Here is an 18,738-nt window from a genome sequence, read left to right on the forward strand (position 1 = left end):
TTATTGTATTTTTAAGATTAAATTCACTCGACGATTCAATGCTCGACCCTCTTCTGTCGTGTTATCCGCAATTGGCTGATTTGGGCCATAGCCTTGTGTCGAAATCTGTTTAGGATCAACATTATATTGCATCACCAATTCATTACGCACAGCATTTGCTCGCTCAAGAGATACTTTTTGATTCGCTGATACTGACCCTCGATTATCTGTATGTCCATCCACTTGAAGTATAAAACTTTTATTCTGCGCCAAAACTTTTGAAGCTACTGTTAAATAAGGTTGATACCGAACATCAATTTGACGGGAATTGTGATTAAAGTAGAGCGGTAAACCTTGTTTTAATTCATTTAATATCTTTTGATCCAAGTCTTGTACACCAGTAGTTGATTGCATCTTTGTCGTTGTGCAAGCCGTCAAAGTTAAAGCAATGCATAAGCTTGCTATTAAACTATATTTCATCTTTATTCTCATTGTGTTGTTCATTATATTTTGTGAAATATATCACATTATTTAAAAAAGAGTTAAAAAAAACAGCTCCGAAGAGCTGTTCTTAATAATCAATTAAAGATTATTGTGCTGCTTGAGGTTGAGCAACTACTGTACGGCTACCAGAAATCGTAGCGAATACACGACGGTTCATCGCACGACCTTCTTTAGTTGCGTTGTCAGCAATTGGTTGATCCCAAGCGAAACCTTGAGTCGCTAAACGAGAAGCGTCAATGTTGTATTCGCTTACAAGAGCAGATTTCACAGAGTTAGCACGAGCTAAAGATAAACGTTCGTTCAACGCACGTGGACCAGTATTATCAGTGTGACCTTCAATACGAGCAGTTGCATTTGGATATTCGTTTAATTTTTCAGCTACTTTAGCAATTTCAGGCTTGTACTGATCTTTGATGTTAGACTTGTTCGTATCGAAGAATACGCGAAGTTCCATGTTAAGATCTTCAGTCAACTCTTGTGGAGCTGGTTGAACTGGAGCTGGAGCTGGTTGAACTGGAGCAACTTCTACTACTTCAGCAGCAGGCTTCAAGTGACCGCCTAAAACTACGTTAAGACCAGCAAGTGCTGTGTAGTTCCAGAAATCCTCGTCGATGTTATAAGTTGCACGAGCTTCTGTACGAAGAGATAGAGCATCATTTAAGCGCCAGAAAGCACCTACACCTGCATTACCTAAAGTACCTTCGTCATCTTTAAGATTTACACCATCGTATTCATATTTGTAGTGACCAGCACCCAAAAGAACGTATGGCTTAATTTTGCTGTCATAGTTCTTAGTGATTAAATCAGAAGTAACATAGAAGTTACCATTGATTTGAGTTTGCTTGTACTCGCCAACATCATTACCAGTAATTGTGCCTTCGATATCACCTTTTACTTGGTTATATTCAGCTTCAAAACCCAACCATGGAGTAAGTTCAATACCTAACGCAGCACCAACGAATAAATCGTCTTGTAATTCGATAATGCTGTCAGATAAGTGATCAGCAGCACCGTTGTTGTGTTGAGTGTCTTGGAATGTGTAACCCACTAATAGTGGAGTAACAGTTACACCAGCATTAGCAGCAGCGAATGGAGCAGCAACAAGCATAGCAAGTGCGATACGACTCAATTTCATGGATATCCTCCAGAGATAACAATTGTTTTTCAAGCTCAGCCTAAAATAATTATGGCTTCCTGAGATAGGCTTTTTTATACCCCAGTATTTTTTTTAAGCTACTCATGTTGAATCATACAAACACTTAAAGTGAATTCCAAGTGTTTGATTACTTTAATCAAGTAAATTATTGACAAAATTACTTACAATTTCCGTTGTAATTCGGTAATTTTTTACTCAATTTATCCGCATGAATAACTTATCTTTTCATTTTTGGTATATTAACAGCATTCAAAGGTGATAGTAATCATTTTTTAGCACTTCAGCTTATAATATAACTTCACCAAGATTATCTATAAATTCAAATAATTAACAAATACTAGAAGCTTTAAAATGTATTCCTATTGTAAATCTCTTGCTTTTACCCTTTTAGAACTCATTTTCACGATCGTCATTATTAGTATTCTTGTGATGATAGCACTCCCTCATTATCATGAATTTCGTGAAAATCAAGAAAGGGCGCAAATTCTTAGCACGGTACGGCAAGCCATCAGCCAAGCTAAAGCCAATGCTGTAAGTTACCGAAGCCCTGTGATGATCTGTGCTTCTCAAGATTTAAAATCGTGTAAGAACAGTCAATGGCATAAAGGGTTTATCATCTTTCTAGATCAGAATCACAATCAACAATTCGATCCTCACGAAAAGCTTATTCAAGCAACTTCGACAGATTACCAATATGGTGATTTCAGTTGGAAAGGTGGTGTTACCAGCAAGAATACGATCACCTTCCAACCAGACTCTGGTTTACCACGTGGATCAATGGGACATTTTAAATACTGTGCACATTCAAATAAATCAAATCTAATCGTTAGACTTTCAATGATGGGACAGACTCGTCTTGAAGAAACTAAGACATGTGAATGACAACTTATCAGTCACATTTTACACACTATAGCCAATATTAATTGGCCTGATATTACATATACTCAAGCTGTAAAACAAAGCTAAATAAATTGGAGAGAATAATGACTGATATCGTCATCCTTAATGGTGCACGTACGGCAATGGGCGGCTTTCAGGGAAGTTTATCAAGTGTGACTGCACCAGAACTGGGTGCAGTGACCATTAAAGAGGCTATCTCACGCTCGGGTTTGCAGCCAGCAGACATTGAAGAAGTCATTATGGGTTGCGTTTTGCCTGCAGGTTTAAAACAAGGCCCTGCTCGCCAAGCCATGCGCAAAGCTGGACTACCTGACTCGACAGGTGCAGTGACAATCAATAAATTATGTGGGTCAGGCATGAAAGCTGTGATGCAAGCAGCTGATATGATTAAAGCTGGTTCAGCAAATTTTGTGGTTGCAGGCGGTATGGAGTCTATGACCAACGCTCCTTACGTCTTACCTAAAGCACGTGGTGGTTACCGCATGGGTCACGGTGAAATCAAAGATCATATGTTCTTCGATGGTTTAGAAGATGCTGAAACTGGTCGTTTGATGGGCTCATTTGCTCAAGATATGGCCAACACTAAAGGCTATACCCGTGAGCAAATGGATGACTTTGCAATACGTTCATTAAAGCGTGCTCAAACTGCGATTACTGAAGGCTACTTCAACGATGAAATCGTCCCTGTTACTGTGTCAACTCGTAAAGGAGATGTCGTTGTAGATAAAGATGAGCAACCTTTTAACGCAAACATCGATAAAATACCAACACTTCGCCCAGCTTTTGCTAAAGATGGTACGATCACTGCTGCCAATGCCAGCTCGATCTCTGATGGTGCTTCAGCCTTGGTTATCAGTTCATCTGAACAAGCACATACAAAGGGTTTAAATCCTTTAGCCAAAATTGTGGCATATGCCTCTAATTCACAACATCCCTCTGAGTTTACGATTGCACCAGTCGGTGCAATCCAAAAGGTTCTCGATAAAACAGGTTGGAATGTCGCAGAAGTCGACCTTTGGGAAATCAACGAAGCTTTTGCAATGGTCACAATGTGTCCTATTGATGAGTTCAAACTCGACCCTGAAAAAGTAAATATCAACGGCGGAGCATGTGCTTTAGGACATCCAGTAGGATCTACAGGTTCACGGATTATTTTAACGTTAATCCATGCACTTAAACGCACAGGTGGTCAACGTGGTATTGCTGCGCTTTGTATCGGTGGTGGCGAAGCAACTGCAGTGGCGATTGAGTTAATCTAAAGCGTCTAAAGCCCCTATTTTTCAAAGAGGGGCTTGAGGGAGATTTAAATGATAATCCTCCCCTAAACCCTTCTTGACTAAAGGAGGGTAAATAAAAAAGCCTCTACTTAGCTAGAGGCTTTTTTATAATCTCAATTCAAAGCATAGCTTTGAATTATTAGACTTAAAGAATTTCTTTACGTAGTTGCTCTGGAGATTTCATTGACAATAAGCCTGGTGCAACGTCAAATGCAGTTTTCGCGCCATATTGACCCATTTGATTCATGCGGTAGCATGCACGTGCATAAGCCACAAGTACACTTGCAGTAAACTCAGGATTGCTATCTAATTTCAACGAAAACTCCATTACTTGAGTCTGCTCTGCACTACTATTACCACTGCGAATGACAAATCCACCGTGGGGCATACGATTATGCTCGTTACGAAGCGTTTCTTCATCAATGAAGTTCACAGTCGTGTTGTACTCTGCAAAATAGTCTGGCATGGTCACAATCGCCTGCTTTACAGCTTCAGCGTCAGCACCATTTTCAAGCACAACATAACATTCACGAGTATGTTTTTCTTTAGTGGTTAATATAGGACGTGAACCACTACGAACTTTATCAATCGCATCTTGTGATGGAATAGTATATTGAACACCTGCTTTAACACCCGCCACACGGCGAATCGCATCTGAGTGACCTTGACTCAAACCCTTACCCCAGAAAGTATAGGTTTCACCATCTGGTAATAATGCCTCACCAAATAAACGATTAATTGAGAACATGCCTGGATCCCATCCAATCGAAATCATTGCCGTTTTTTTGTTAGCAAGTGCAGGCTCATTCACTGCTTCAAAAAACTCAGGAATACGTGCATGCGTATCAAAACTATCTACTGTGTTGAATTTACTTGCCAATTCTGGTGTTTGTTTTGGAAGATCATCTTTAGATCCACCACATAAGATCAACACATCAATTTTGTCTTGAAGGTCATTTAAGTCATCCATATGAAAAACTTTCGTGTCACTAAAGCAAGGAGACACTGATTCAGGTGCACGGCGTGTAAAAATTCCCACAAGCTCTAAATCTGGGTTCTTTTGAATTGACGTTTCAACGCCACGACCGAGGTTGCCATAACCGACAATACCAATACGAATCAAATTTTGCATAACAACTGCTTCACTATTTAAATGATGGCAAGATCACTAGACTGAGTACTAAACATATACCGCAAAACAGTCTGATTGAATGGAGAAAAACCCGCACCAAAAATGATCAAATGAATACTAACATACTACAATAAACTGCACTTTTTTGGAGCAAATTTATCATTTAAATCAGTGTTAATCGATCAATTGAATCATATAAAAAACCGCTGCACTAAAGGCTTTGTCGCTATATATTTCTGAATGAATTAAAAAAATCTGCTCTAAATAGACATATGATTAAACTTTGACCTTCTATGTGTCATTTTGAATAGCGCTTAGGCTGAACTATGAATACCTAAATCTTGTTTCCATTAAATAAAAAAAGCTGAACCTAAGTTCAGCTTTTTTATCACTTAATAAAATTAAGCACCCGTTTGATAATTTGGTTTTGGTACAGCAGTCGACGCTTGATAAGGTTGAGTAAAGTCGTTTAAACCTGCCGCTGCTTCTGCAATGTCTTTACCTTCTTTAATCACGAAAGTATCGAAACCAGCACGCTTCATGTAGTTCAACACGTCTTTGAATACATCACCTGTTGCACGAAGTTCGCCTTGGAAGCCTTGGCGACGTAACAATGCGGCAAATGAATACCCACGACCATCATTAAAACCTGCAAACTCAATAAAAATTGCATCAAGCTGATCAAGTGGGAATTCATTGTTTTCAGGTGAGGCATCTACGGTTAGGTAAAGTGCTTTTTTACCTGAAACATTGGCAAGCTGGTCTAACTGCTCCACCGTTAAAACCACATCACCTTGTGGCAATACGCCATCTTCACCAATCAGTTGATAAGTATTGTCTGCAATCGTGCCATCCTTAGAGAGCACTTGTAGTGCGGTATTAAGCATATGCACGCTCCTTAAATGGTTGAATTCCTACACGACGGTAAGTATCAATGAACTCTTCACCTTCTTGACGTAAATCAAGATAAGTGTTCAAAATTTCTTCCACCACATCTGGTACTTTTTCAGCAGCAAATGATGGTCCTAAGATGTCACCAATCGATGCATCATGGTCTGCATTACCACCCAAGGTAATTTGGTAGAATTCTGCGCCTTTCTTATCGACACCTAAAATACCAATATTACCCACATGGTGATGACCACAGGCATTCATACAACCTGAAATGTTCAAGTCCAATTTACCTAAGTTGTAAATTGTATCTAGATCATCAAAACGGCGTGAAATCGCTTCAGAAATCGGAATGGATTTCGCATTTGCCAACGAACAGAAATCACCACCTGGACAGCAGATAATATCGGTTAAGAAACCAATGTGCGCGCGAGCCAAGTTATTCTTTTCAAGAATCGTCCAAAGCTCAAATAAATCTTTTTGCGGTACATCAACAAGGGCAATATTTTGCTCATGCGTGGTACGCAATTCACCAAAAGTGTACTTATCTGCAAGATCAGCAATCAAGTTCATTTCTTCAGTGGTCACGTCACCTGGTGCAACGCCTGCACGTTTCAATGAAATTGTTACGATGCGGTAACCTTTCACTTTGTGTGCATTGGTATTGATGTTAAACCACTGTTTGAATTTCGGATGTGCAGCAAACAGTTCTGAGAAATCTTCATCTGCATAATCTTGGTACGCAAATGGTGTAAAGTTCTGGTCCATTTTCGCCAGAGTATCTGCATCAACTTTTAAAGTTTTAATTGTATGTGCAAATTCAGCTTCAACTTTTTCAGCAAAAACTTCAGGTGTTAAAGCTTTTACCAAGATTTTGATACGAGCTTTATATTTGTTATCACGACGACCGTGTAAGTTATACACACGAAGTACTGCTTCTAAGTAAGCAATAAGGTCTTCACGTGGCAACCACTCTTTGATCACAGCACCAATGATCGGTGTACGACCTAAACCACCGCCAACCATGATTTTATAGCCCATTTCACCCGCCTCATTGCGAACGATATACACTCCGATATCATGAAATGCTGTTGCAGCACGGTCGATTTCAGCAAGTGCAGAAACTGCGATCTTGAACTTACGTGGCAAGAATGCAAATTCCGGATGGAAAGTTGACCACTGACGAATCAATTCGCATGTCGGTCTTGGATCTTCAATTTCACCAGCAACGACACCTGCATATTGGTCTGTTGTTGTATTACGAATACAGTTACCAGATGTTTGAATCGCATGCATTTGAACTGATGCCAACTCTTGCAACATGTCTGGCACATTTTCTAATGCTGGCCAGTTAAATTGAAAGTTTTGACGAGTAGAAACGTGTGCATAACCACGGTCATACGCTTTAGCGAGTTCAGCAATTTTACGAAGCTGTTTAGAGTTCATCAAACCATAAGGTACAGCGACGCGAAGCATCGGCGCATAACGCTGAACATATAATCCATTTTGTAAACGCAATGGACGATATTCATCTTCAGTAAGCTTTCCAGCTAAATAACGTTCCGTTTGATCACGGAATTGTGCAACACGTTCATTGATCAGTTGCTGATCGAAATCAGTATATAAATACATGGCGTACAGCTAGTAGTTTAATTTTAACGAAGCACAGCATAGCTTTTATTCATCTATCAATAAAATGCGTTTTTTACATATTTAATAGCGGTTTTATTGATATGTAATCACTCGAATCACTGATATATAGACCAGCTCTGGATTCCAGCACTTATTCCACATAAAGATGTTATTTAACTCTTCTTAGCACATAAATTCATATAGATAGTAAATTTGTTCTTTATTAAAAATTATCCGATCGTGATGTATGTATTTTCCCAGTACCCTTCTTTAAATTGACCCTCAATCAATTGCACATAACGACCATGCACATGATCAATGGCAATACAATCATCAACGTCCAAAACCCGATCTGTATGCTGTTTTTGCCAATCTTTTCCAAAGAATGATTTTCCACGCTCTTTAGCCGATGCACTATTTAAAGCGGGTACTAATACATAACGATGTAGCTCTCCGAACTCATTAACGTGGTACCCACCCAAATTAATCAACCAGAGTTTCATTTCGTTTTCATTAGGAGATGCATCTGTAAAATGGATTTGGAATTGCTGCTCATTATATTCCACTCCATTTACCTTCGCCCAAGCATCAATATGTAAGCCTTTCTGCTCACCAAACCAAGCATTTTTGAGTTGAGGATAGACTTCTTCTAGTGAATCCCCAACAGCCAAAACCACATCATGCACTTCAGTATTGGCACGTGCATGACGACCACCGAGCATTACAAGAAATAGGCTTGGCATGGTTGATTTCCTTTGGCTTTGACAAGACCATTAATCATACCTGAATTTGGATTTGCCACTACTGAAAAGAATGGATTGGCTGTGTTACTGATTTTTATACAGGGTTTAAAGATTAACCTGACCAATTCAACGATAATGGATACGTGGTGGCGACATGGATGTCCCCCGTTGAGCAGTATTACAAGAATGTAATATCTGCTCAACAGAAAGCCTTCGGTTACTTTGGGCTTTTCCAAAGTAACGTAAAAGTAAGTCCATGAAATAGCTCTTCAAATCTGAATCTCAAATAGATTCACACTCCAAACTGCCTTACTTTTTTTCGGTAAAAGTAACAAAATCATTTCGTATTTCTGATGATACTTGCCTGTATCACAGAAATACAGACGACATCCATGTCGCCGATCCAAAAATCAAATTTTAGGAAAATATTTTAGCTTTTCTAGAGCGCATAAAAAAATCGCATCCAATGGCTTAAATGCGATTTTCTAAATAGCACCTCTCCCCTTACGAAGCAGTGCTTCTCATTCCAAAGGGAGAGGCTTAAAGGGTGAATTACATTTCTACCATTTCCACGCCATCAATGCGTGCAACTGTCATTAAGTCTTTATCACCACGACCTGAAACCGTCGCAATAATAATTTGATCTTTAGACATCGTTGGAGCCAACTTAGTCACATATGCCATCGCATGCGAACTTTCAAGTGCAGGAATAATACCTTCAATCTTAGTTAAGTCGCGGAAGCCTTGTAATGCTTCATTGTCATTAATTGGAACATACTCAACACGCTTCATATCTTTTAAGAAGCTATGCTCTGGGCCTACACCAGGATAATCCAAACCTGCTGAAATTGAGTGTGTTTCAATAATCTGACCTTGTGCATCCGACATAAGATAAGTACGGTTACCATGCAGCACACCAACATGACCAGCATTTAATGGAGCAGAGTGTTTACCAGTTTCAATACCGTAACCAGCAGCTTCAACACCGTACATTTTCACATCTTGATCATTCAGGAATGGATAGAACAAGCCCATCGCATTTGAACCACCACCGACACACGCCACAAGGGCATCAGGTAAGCGACCGGCTTGCTCTTGAATTTGACGGCGAGCTTCACGACCAATGATCGATTGGAAATCACGTACCAATTGAGGATATGGATGTGGACCTGCAACTGTACCAATCACGTAATAAGTAGAATCGACATTTGTTACCCAATCACGCATGGCTTCGTTCATGGCATCTTTTAATGTTTTAGAACCACTTTCGACAGGAACAACAGTCGCGCCCAATAAACGCATACGATATACATTCATCGCTTGGCGTTTCACATCATCTGCACCCATGTATACAACACATTCAAGCCCTAAACGCGCTGCGATGGTCGCTGTTGCCACACCATGTTGACCTGCACCAGTCTCAGCAATAATACGTTTTTTGCCTGATAACTTTGCCAGCAAAGCCTGACCAATCGTGTTATTTACTTTATGGGAGCCAGTATGGTTCAAGTCTTCTCGTTTTAGATAGATTTGTGCACCACCCAACTCCTTTGACCATCGCTCAGCATAATAAAGCGGACTTGGACGACCTACATAAAAAGCGAGGTCACGGTCGAATTCTGCCAAAAACTGTTCGTCATTTTTCATTCGGAAATACAGTTGCTCTAGATCTTCTAGTGCAGCCATTAGAGTTTCTGACACAAAACGTCCGCCATGGATACCGAAATGCCCTTTTGCATCAGGGTATTGGGTATAGTCAATCACTTGATCTTGTTGATTAACGGTTTGCTGATCCACGTTGGACTCCTTGCATAAAGCGTTCTACGAGTTGTTGGTCTTTTATACCTTTTGCGGACTCTACACCGCCGCTCACATCCACAGCATATGCTTGTGTTGTAAGAATTGCTTGCTCGATATTGTCAGGGTTTAGTCCTCCTGCCAAGATCAATGGAATATTTAATTTTGGAAATGTTGTCCAATCAAAGCTGTGGCCTGTTCCGCCCTTTAAATCTGGATGCCATGCATCCAACAACACAGCACTCGCACCAAACTTTTGATATTTATTGATTTCTTCAACGATATCTAGTTCTGGTTTTACTTGAATTGCTTTATACCAGCGGCGACCCACTGCTTGAGCAATTTGTTTGCACTGTTCTGGACTTTCATCGCCATGAAACTGCAAAATATCTAAAGGGACTTTTTTAAGTATGTTTTGGATCTCTTCGGCTGAACTATTAACAAATAATCCAACTGATTGCACATAAGCAGGAATCGCTTGAACCAACAGTGATGCTTGCTCAACATCTACGTGTCTTGGACTTGGTGGAAAAAACACAAATCCTATGGCATCCGCACCAGCTTGCACAACAGCTTGGACATCTTCTAATCGGGTAATTCCGCATATTTTTGCACGAGTTCGCATCTATTCTAGCTCTAATCCACCCTCATCATAGCCGATCTATCATTTTTGGGCGCTTCATTGTAAAGCAATTTTTTCATCTTGCGTAAAGTTCACTCAGAATATTCGGTGTGAAGATTGTTTAAATGAGAAGCGCTCTTTATACTGCGCTCAACTTGCAACAAGTCAAAGCAATCGCTTTAGGGAAGTTGGTGAAAATCCAACACTGCCCCCGCAACGGTAAAAAATGAAAAGCATTTCTCAATAGATTTCTAATTTTTAGAGATTTACACCACTGCATGTCATATGTGGGAAGGTGGAAATGTAAGTAATCCAGTTACTACATTTGAGTCCGGATACCTGCTTGTTGTGTTCTTCCACTCAATCATTCACGGGGAAGTGAATGTATGGAGCACGTTATGTCTATTCAATGTCAACCAACAGCTTTGGTTGGTGCAATCGCTATTGCGATGGGTTTTACTACATCAGTTTTTGCTCAAGAACAAACAACTTCTAATGCAACTTTAGAAACTATTGTAATCACAGCTACTCGCTCAGAAGAAAAGCTTGAAAACGTACCTGCACGTATTTCAATTATCCAGCCACAGATTCTCGAACAGTCACCAATTAAAGCTCTGCCAGACCTACTTAAAACAGATCCTAGCATTAACGTGGTTCAATCTGGCGGTTACGGTCAACAAACTTCAATTTTTTTACGAGGCACGAATTCAAATCAAACTCTAGTGCTACGTGACGGCGTCCGCTTAAATACAGCGACAACTGGTGCTGCCTCTATTCCATTTTTAGATACCACCGATCTTAAACAAATTGAAGTTCTAAAAGGTCCAGCATCTGTACTTTATGGAACTGATGCAATTGGAGGGGTGGTTCAATTTGTCACGCGCAAACCAGAAAAAACTACAGCTTTTATTACAGGTGAAATTGGTGAAAATAACACCTATAAATCGATTGTTGGCGCAGATTTAGCTGAAAATGGCATCTATGCACAAGTTCGAGGTCAAATATTAGAAACTGACGGTACGCCAGTATTTAATATGAATGATAAACGTAACTATAGCTTTGATCAAAAAGGTTATAGTGCCAAGTTTGGTATAGATCAAAAACGTTATGCTGCATCTTTAGATTTCAGTCAGAACTCAGGAAATGGGGAATACAACAACTGGGGTACATTCTCAAGTCAAGATTTTGAAAATGAAATCATAAATGCAAAGGGACGCATTAACCCAACTGATCAGCTTGAAGTTCATGCACGTTTATCCCAATTTAAAGATGATTTGGAGCAAGTAACTTCTAATAGTTTTGTACACAGTACAACTCAAGAGGCTGAGCTTTATAGCAAATGGAATTTTGTACCAGCCCAAAATATTCTAGTTGGTGTGACCCAACGTAATACTGAAGCTAAAACCGATGCATTAAACGAAGATATTAATTCAACAGGTTACTATATTCAGCATCAATATCAAGCCGATGGCTTGAGTACGCAAGCTGGCATCCGCTTAGAAGACAATGAAAAGTTTGGTTCACACACAGTCATGCAGGGTGCACTCAGATACCAATTGCTTCCTACAACAAGTATTTACACCAATATTGGCACTGCATTTAAAGCACCTACATTAAATGATCTATATGCCTATGGTGGTAATGAACAACTTAAGCCAGAAGAAAGCATTTCTTATGAAATTGGTATTGATCAAAAACTCCCACTTAATATTTCATTGGGTGCTTCTGCTTTCTATACCAAAGTTGATAATCTAATTAATTCAATCTGCGTCAGTACTTGTGATGGCGATTGGGTGAATACGTTCCCAACTTACCAAAACCAAAACGTTGATAAAGCACAAATGACAGGCGGTGAATTGACAGCACAGTGGACAAATGATCAGTACTTTATCAATGCAGGCTATACATATATCAAAACTGAAGATACTGAAAAAAATACTGAGTTATTACGTCGTCCTCGTCAATCAGTTACTGTTTCAGCAGGTTTACAAAATGCAAATTATGGTTTAAGTGCTTCGCTCGTTGCCAAATCAAAAGCAAAGGATTTTAGCCAAGATATTCCAGGATATGCTCGAGTAGACTTAAATGCATTCTGGAACCTTAACCCGCATGTAAAACTGTTTACCAATATTGAAAACGTTGGTGATGTGAACTATAAAACTGTTCACAGTGCTGGTGAGCAATATTATGTCAATGGTGGACGTTTAGCTTCTGCTGGTGTGACATTCAGATACTAAGCATTCTTTGACTCATAAATACTTTTGAGAATCATGTCATGCCTATGGCATGATTCTTTTCATATCTAGCACTTAAAAAAATTTAAAGGAAACCTCATGGGTCACCGTTTAAGTAAAATTTATACCCGCACGGGAGATACGGGCACTACCGGACTAGGCGATGGTTCACGTGTACCTAAAGATGATTTACGTATCGATGCGTTAGGTGATGTCGATGAACTCAATGCGACCATTGGTGTATTACGTTCGCACATTGCTTTAAGTAGCATTGAAGACAAAGCTCAATGGGATAAATCACTCAGTCTGATTCAACATTGGTTATTTGATTTAGGCGGCGAAGTCTGCATTCCTGGATTTAACTTGGTTCAACCAGTATGTATTGAATTTTTAGAAAATGATATTGATCGTATGAACGAAGCATTACCCATGCTAAAAGACTTTATTTTGCCAGCTGGTACATTAGTCTGCAGTTTTGCTCATCAAGCACGTGCTGTCTGCCGTAGATCTGAACGTAGCGTGATGTCTGTCCATCAACGTGATCAAAATATCCAAGCCACATCATTACAACTTTTGAACCGCTTATCTGATTGGTTATTCGTCGCATCTCGTACCTTACAACGTGCTGAAGGTGGCTCAGAAGTGCTTTGGCAAAAGAATATCAATGAGACGATTGAGCCCTGACCTTAAAAGTGTAAAAAAGGTCTTCATGTTGATTGACCCATCCACTTAAAATGCTTTTTTGATCAAAATTTTGATTTAAAATCGTCATATTTCATTCATGATTTAGCACTAAAATCACCCTGAAATTTCAGGGTGATTTATGAAAATAATTGGTCATCGTGGTGCGCGTGGGGAAGCACCTGAAAACACCCTCGGTGGATTTCAATATATTCAAGATATTGGTATCCGCGCTGTAGAATTTGACGTTCGTCAACTCAAAGATAATGCTCTGATCGTGATGCATGATGATGACTTTATTCGTACTACGGGCCAAGCTAAACATTTATACGAATGTGATGAGCAAGATTTAGCGCAGTATAATCATGCCGTAACGTGGTCTGAATGGAATAAAGTCGAAACTACACCGCTACTCGACCAAACCCTCAAAATTATTCATAATTTTAATCATATTGAAGTTGAGGTCAAAGCTGTTGAATCGATAAAGGCCGCAGAAAAAATTGTCGATGCCTTAGATCAACAATTAATTGGCTTTGAAGATTCAGCCATTATCACCAGTTTCGATCCTAAAATTCATCAAGCCCTTCAAAAGCAAAAATCAAGGTTTAAGCGTGGATTACTGGTTGAAACCGATATAAAGCATGCAGCCATTGATCAAGCTTTGAAATTTGAATGTTGTCAAATTGGTTGGATGAACGAACTTGCTACAAATGAGATCATTGCATCCACACTTTCCGCAAATTTAAATATTAGTATTTGGACAGTCAATCATATAGATCGTGCGAAACAGCTTAAGGATTTAGGAGTCCAAGGCTTAATTACTGATTATCCCAAGTTAATGATGTCTCACCTATAATATATTTAAATTCATAGCTTTAAGTGATTATTTTTCTCTAATTTATTTTTTGAAATTCGTCCAAAGTCGAATTTATACAATGATGTATTCTGTTACGGTTTAAACAATACAACTGTACAATAATGCTAGTGAACACATGTTCGCCCATGTTAGTATTAACGAGTCTAACCTCACAAATTTGTGAGTGGATTTAGTTTTAACCTATTAAAGGTTCTAGGAGTGCTGTTGGAGATGAATGCTCCCCTACCCAAAGCCCCAATCAACTGGATTGCAGTATTTGCATTGGTGTTTTTACCTATTGTCGCCGTTATTGCGATTCCACTTTATGCTTATCATCATGATTTCTCGCTTGCTGCGTGGATCAGCATGTTTGCGCTGTTGGGTCTGAGCAGTCTTGGCATTACCGCAGGTTATCACCGCTTATGGGCACATCGTGCTTATGAAGCGACTGTACCACTCAAAATCATTTTAATGATTATGGGAACCTTTGCTGTACAAAACAGCATTTTGTATTGGGCCTCAGGTCACCGTACCCATCATCGTCATGTTGATGATGTAGAAAAAGATCCCTACTCAATTAACAATGGCTTCTGGTACGCGCACATCGGTTGGATGCTACGCAACTATCCAGCAGCTGAAGCAAATTACAAAAACGCCCCTGATTTATTGGCTGACAAAATTGTCATGTTCCAAGATAAATATTACATCCCTCTCGTGATTGTCGTTCATGCCGCTATTCTTCTTCCTATTGGATGGGCAGTTGGTGATGTCTGGGGAGTGTTATTGTTGGGTGGTTTAATGCGCTTAATTTTAAGCCATCATGTGACTTTCTTTATCAACTCGCTATGCCATATGTGGGGCAAACGTCCGTACACAGATGAAAATACTGCACGTGACAACTTTGTTCTTGCTATTGCGACTTGGGGTGAGGGTTATCATAACTACCATCATATCTTCCAATACGACTATCGCAATGGCGTAAAATGGTGGCAATACGACCCAACTAAATGGTTGATCTGGACGTGTTCAAAACTAGGGCTAGCAAAAAACTTACGACGTATTCCAAGCTTTAATATTAAAAAAGCTGAGCTTGCAATGAAGTTTAAATATGCGCAACAAGATCTCGCTGTTTACGGCCATAACGTGAATGATGATATCGTGACAGTTAAAACAAAAATTGCTCAAGAATATGAAGCATTTACGCAAACTTTAAATGATTGGGCGAAGCTTAAAGAGCAAGAAATTAATGCCAAAAAAGCAGCTGTTGCTGAAAAAATTCACTTAATGGATAGCAAACTGAAAGTTGAATTCCAATTGGTTGAACAACGTTTATCTCATCATAGAGAGACATTGAACTTATTGGTTCGTAATTTAAAGAAATCACCAGTATCTGAATAACTCATTCAAGAGACTCTTCAGTTACTCCAAAGCTCCGTTGATCGGGGCTTTTTTTATTTTTTCGATACCATTTCCAATGTAGCAGTCACAGTTTTATGTATCGAATTTTGCTATAGTCAAAGTTGTTCATCACATTTTGAAAAATTATATGCAGTTCAATTCTCGCTATAACACACTACCTGCTCGACTGTATCATCATCAACAACCTCTTCCTCTAAAAGGGGCTAAACCTGGTCATTTTAATGTAGCACTTGCAGATGAGTTACTGTGGACTCAAGAAGATAAGATGAACTGGGTAGAAATCTGTAGCGGGCAAAAAACTTTTGCTGAGTTTGAACCTTTGGCGATGGTATACGCGGGTCACCAATTTGGACAATGGGCTGGACAGCTTGGTGACGGTCGCGGTTTACTCATTGCTCAAATCCTGGATCAAAATAACAACACGGTCGATTTACATCTTAAAGGTGCTGGCTCTACCCCCTATTCTCGGAGAGGCGATGGTCGTGCAGTGTTACGTTCCGTTATTCGTGAATATTTGGCTGGACACGCCCTCAATGCCCTAGGTGTTCAATCCAGTAATGCGATTGGTTTTGTATCATCAGATCAAGGTGTACAACGAGAAAAACTTGAACGTGGCGCGATGATGTTGCGTACGTGTGATACACATATTCGCTTAGGTCACTTTGAGTGGATTAATCAATTTCAGCCAGATCTACTGCAAGAATTTACACAAAAGTGCATTGAATGGCACTACCCTGAATGTTTGGAGACAGAACAACCTGTTCTTTCTTTTGCAACTCAAGTCATTCAACGTACTGCGATCATGATCGCGAGGTGGCAACTGATAGGTTTTGCCCATGGGGTTATGAACACTGATAACCTGAATATTACCGGTACAACTTTAGATTTCGGACCTTATGGTTTTATGGAGCGTTTCCGTCCTAATTGGATCAACAATCATTCTGATTACCAAGGACGCTATACGTATCAGAACCAGCCGAGTATCGGGCACTGGAATTTATGGACTTGGTTAAATAGCCTCATTCTTCTCTGTCCAGAAAATTATGATCGAGAGCAATGGAAACAAGACTTGTCTTACTGTTTAGAACACTATGAACCAACGTTCCTGGAACACTATAAACTTGGTTTAAGTCAAAAAATGGGATTACCAAGTTTTCATAAAGATAGCTTTGATTGTGGTATGGCTTTTCTACATATTTTACAAACAGAACAACTTGATTACACCCAAAGTTTTATTCGTTTACAGAATAAAGCGTATGAACAAATCAAAGATGATTGCCTTGATCGTATCGCATTTGAGCGGTTTCTTCACCAATATCTCTCAATACGGGAAAATCAAGACACTGACGATCTCGATCAAGCGATGTTAACAGCCAATCCACACTACGTTCTACGAAACCATATGGCACAGAAAGCAATTGAACTTGCTGAACGTGATGATTTCTCTGAAGTTGATCGCTTGTTCAAACTTCTTCAAACACCATACACCAAACAAGAACATCTTGAACAACCAGAAGACTTAGGCCCTTTAGCTAGCGACGTCCCTGAAATTCAAGTCAGTTGTTCATCATAAGTTATTCACAGACCTCTCTCATTCTGTGGATAATTTAATCATTATCCACAATACCCATTCGTTTTGACTATGCATTTACATCAATTGGCAGCATCACAAGCTTTAAAATTTCCTGAAGTCACTGTCAGTCAACCGTTTGGTGAGGGATGTGATGTTTATAAAATTATGGATAAAGTCTTTTTGCTCGCATTTCATTTAAAAGGCAAAGCTGCGATTAATTTAAAAGTCGAACCAGATCATGGACATATGTTAAAAGATATTTATCCTTATATTCGATCTGGATGGCACATGAATAAACGACACTGGGTTTCCATCTATGATGAATCTGAATTGGATGAAGAGCTTATCAAAGATTTGATCTCCAATTCCTATAATCTTGTGGTATCGAAGCTTAAAAAAGCCGAACAAAAGCATATCGCTTTACTCAGAGTCATTTGAATAAAGTTAAAAATTGCTTTCTATAACAATAATTACGCTAAATTAATAAATAGTAGTAATACGAAAAACTCATTCTATATTTGGGTTATATCATTACAACTCTATGAGTACGATATTCATTATGGATATAGAACAACTTTTTGGATTATCAACTCAGATGATCTTAGAGCTAAAACAAGAAATTATTAATAGTGACATTATCGATTGTGGGCCGCGTTTGGACTTAGTTGAACAATGTATTTACATCTCATTTGAGCATGGGCTTGGAGTAAGTGGTTTATTATCTTCAAATCTACCAACACAAGCTATGATTTTACTTAGATCACAATTTGAAGCTGTAGTCAGAGCATATTGGTTATTATTTCTTGCAAGTAATCATCAAATATCAAAATTGCAATTTAGTTACACATTTGAAGAGCAATTTGAATCCGACACATGTCCAATGATTTCTGAAATGCTTGATAAGCTTGGTGCTGCAAACTTACCTGCTCAGCCAATAATTTTGGTGGCTATTCACCCTTTGTGATTTCAAAAAATATCATTTGAAGCAACTTAACTCCATAGTACATACTGTAAAACAGTCATTTACTAGAGATGTTATGGGATATAAAGATGAGATGCTGATCACCTTGATGCGCCAATCAAATAACTTAATAACCGTAGCTGCACAGATAATCTTAAAGCACACAGTTCCTGATAAACAAAAATATATTAGTGTTTTGATCGAAAAATATAGATATTGTTTTTATATGGTTGATGATGTTGATCCTATAGTAAAAGCTAGAGTCGAAGCTTACTTTAAATAAAAATACGATAGCCACCTTTAATAAGCTCATATCCTAACAAAGTTACATGAAAGTTGCATATGAAATGGCCAATTGTAGAGACCCTAACCAAAACCAAC

Annotated in this window: 18 protein-coding genes and 1 riboswitch; of the genes, 10 read left to right on the plus strand and 8 right to left on the minus strand. The window is 39.1% G+C overall.

Annotation, left to right across the window (positions count from 1 at the left end; genetic code table 11):
• Both AC1M9A_RS10325 and omp38 read right to left on the minus strand, forming a co-directional pair.
• Window positions 1–459, minus strand: a complete 459-nt coding sequence (locus AC1M9A_RS10325; RefSeq protein ID WP_481610145.1) for an OmpA family protein — start codon at window positions 457–459, stop codon at window positions 1–3.
• 109 nt (window positions 460–568) lie between these two features.
• Window positions 569–1,618 (minus strand): outer membrane protein Omp38, encoded by a 1,050-nt coding sequence (omp38, locus tag AC1M9A_RS10330; RefSeq protein ID WP_481596050.1) that lies wholly within the window; start codon window positions 1,616–1,618, stop codon window positions 569–571.
• Window positions 1,619–1,990: 372 nt separating this feature from the next.
• Here omp38 and AC1M9A_RS10335 point away from each other — a divergent pair, with 372 nt between their 5' ends.
• Both AC1M9A_RS10335 and AC1M9A_RS10340 read left to right on the plus strand, forming a co-directional pair.
• On the plus strand, window positions 1,991–2,521 hold the full coding sequence (locus AC1M9A_RS10335) for a GspH/FimT family pseudopilin (RefSeq protein WP_481607921.1): 531 nt from the start codon (window positions 1,991–1,993) through the stop codon (window positions 2,519–2,521).
• 101 nt (window positions 2,522–2,622) lie between these two features.
• The gene (locus tag AC1M9A_RS10340) at window positions 2,623–3,798 is read left to right on the plus strand and encodes a thiolase family protein (RefSeq protein WP_481596048.1); all 1,176 of its coding nucleotides are present in this window, start codon (window positions 2,623–2,625) and stop codon (window positions 3,796–3,798) included.
• 163 nt (window positions 3,799–3,961) lie between these two features.
• Here the strand turns inward: AC1M9A_RS10340 and AC1M9A_RS10345 are convergent, their stop codons facing one another.
• The 6 genes from AC1M9A_RS10345 to AC1M9A_RS10370 all read right to left on the minus strand — a co-directional run bounded on the left by AC1M9A_RS10345 (window position 3,962) and on the right by AC1M9A_RS10370 (window position 10,636).
• Window positions 3,962–4,948: a diaminopimelate dehydrogenase gene (locus AC1M9A_RS10345; protein WP_481610146.1), complete on the minus strand. Its 987-nt coding sequence runs from the start codon at window positions 4,946–4,948 to the stop codon at window positions 3,962–3,964.
• Window positions 4,949–5,349: 401 nt separating this feature from the next.
• Window positions 5,350–5,835 carry a DUF934 domain-containing protein gene (locus tag AC1M9A_RS10350; protein WP_481587188.1) on the minus strand — a complete coding sequence of 162 codons (486 nt, stop codon included), beginning with the start codon at window positions 5,833–5,835 and terminating at the stop codon, window positions 5,350–5,352.
• On the minus strand, window positions 5,828–7,471 hold the full coding sequence (locus AC1M9A_RS10355) for a nitrite/sulfite reductase (RefSeq protein ID WP_179998965.1): 1,644 nt from the start codon (window positions 7,469–7,471) through the stop codon (window positions 5,828–5,830). Before AC1M9A_RS10355 ends, AC1M9A_RS10350 begins: the two co-directional genes overlap by 8 nt.
• Before the next feature lie 230 nt (window positions 7,472–7,701).
• Entirely contained in the window at window positions 7,702–8,214 is a 513-nt protein-coding gene (locus AC1M9A_RS10360; RefSeq protein WP_481610147.1) for a DUF1543 domain-containing protein, read from the minus strand.
• Window positions 8,215–8,766: 552 nt separating this feature from the next.
• On the minus strand, window positions 8,767–10,011 hold the full coding sequence (trpB, locus tag AC1M9A_RS10365; RefSeq protein WP_035265544.1) for a tryptophan synthase subunit beta: 1,245 nt from the start codon (window positions 10,009–10,011) through the stop codon (window positions 8,767–8,769).
• Window positions 9,992–10,636: a phosphoribosylanthranilate isomerase gene (locus AC1M9A_RS10370; protein WP_481591711.1), complete on the minus strand. Its 645-nt coding sequence runs from the start codon at window positions 10,634–10,636 to the stop codon at window positions 9,992–9,994. The genes trpB and AC1M9A_RS10370 overlap by 20 nt, the downstream gene beginning before the upstream one ends.
• A gap of 142 nt (window positions 10,637–10,778) precedes the next feature.
• Window positions 10,779–10,994, plus strand: a riboswitch (cobalamin riboswitch).
• A gap of 37 nt (window positions 10,995–11,031) precedes the next feature.
• On the opposite strand from AC1M9A_RS10370, the gene AC1M9A_RS10375 reads away from it, so the two are divergent.
• The 8 genes from AC1M9A_RS10375 (at window position 11,032) to AC1M9A_RS10410 (ending at window position 18,640) form a co-directional block, all read left to right on the plus strand.
• Complete coding sequence (locus tag AC1M9A_RS10375; RefSeq protein ID WP_481610148.1) at window positions 11,032–12,870, plus strand: TonB-dependent receptor plug domain-containing protein; 1,839 nt, start codon at window positions 11,032–11,034, stop codon at window positions 12,868–12,870.
• 96 nt (window positions 12,871–12,966) lie between these two features.
• Window positions 12,967–13,551 carry a cob(I)yrinic acid a,c-diamide adenosyltransferase gene (locus tag AC1M9A_RS10380; protein ID WP_481610149.1) on the plus strand — a complete coding sequence of 195 codons (585 nt, stop codon included), beginning with the start codon at window positions 12,967–12,969 and terminating at the stop codon, window positions 13,549–13,551.
• Window positions 13,552–13,690: 139 nt separating this feature from the next.
• Complete coding sequence (locus tag AC1M9A_RS10385; protein ID WP_481596044.1) at window positions 13,691–14,404, plus strand: glycerophosphodiester phosphodiesterase; 714 nt, start codon at window positions 13,691–13,693, stop codon at window positions 14,402–14,404.
• 231 nt (window positions 14,405–14,635) lie between these two features.
• Entirely contained in the window at window positions 14,636–15,802 is a 1,167-nt protein-coding gene (locus tag AC1M9A_RS10390; RefSeq protein WP_035265557.1) for an acyl-CoA desaturase, read from the plus strand.
• Between the two features lie 148 nt (window positions 15,803–15,950).
• On the plus strand, window positions 15,951–17,396 hold the full coding sequence (locus tag AC1M9A_RS10395) for a protein adenylyltransferase SelO (protein ID WP_481609072.1): 1,446 nt from the start codon (window positions 15,951–15,953) through the stop codon (window positions 17,394–17,396).
• 69 nt (window positions 17,397–17,465) lie between these two features.
• Entirely contained in the window at window positions 17,466–17,834 is a 369-nt protein-coding gene (locus tag AC1M9A_RS10400) for an MmcQ/YjbR family DNA-binding protein (protein WP_481587177.1), read from the plus strand.
• Window positions 17,835–17,955: 121 nt separating this feature from the next.
• Entirely contained in the window at window positions 17,956–18,360 is a 405-nt protein-coding gene (locus AC1M9A_RS10405) for a DUF6988 family protein (RefSeq protein ID WP_481587176.1), read from the plus strand.
• 16 nt (window positions 18,361–18,376) lie between these two features.
• Window positions 18,377–18,640, plus strand: a complete 264-nt coding sequence (locus AC1M9A_RS10410; RefSeq protein ID WP_481587175.1) for a hypothetical protein — start codon at window positions 18,377–18,379, stop codon at window positions 18,638–18,640.
• Window positions 18,641–18,738: the final 98 nt, after the last annotated feature.

The organism is Acinetobacter sp. ANC_7634 (assembly GCF_056779875.1).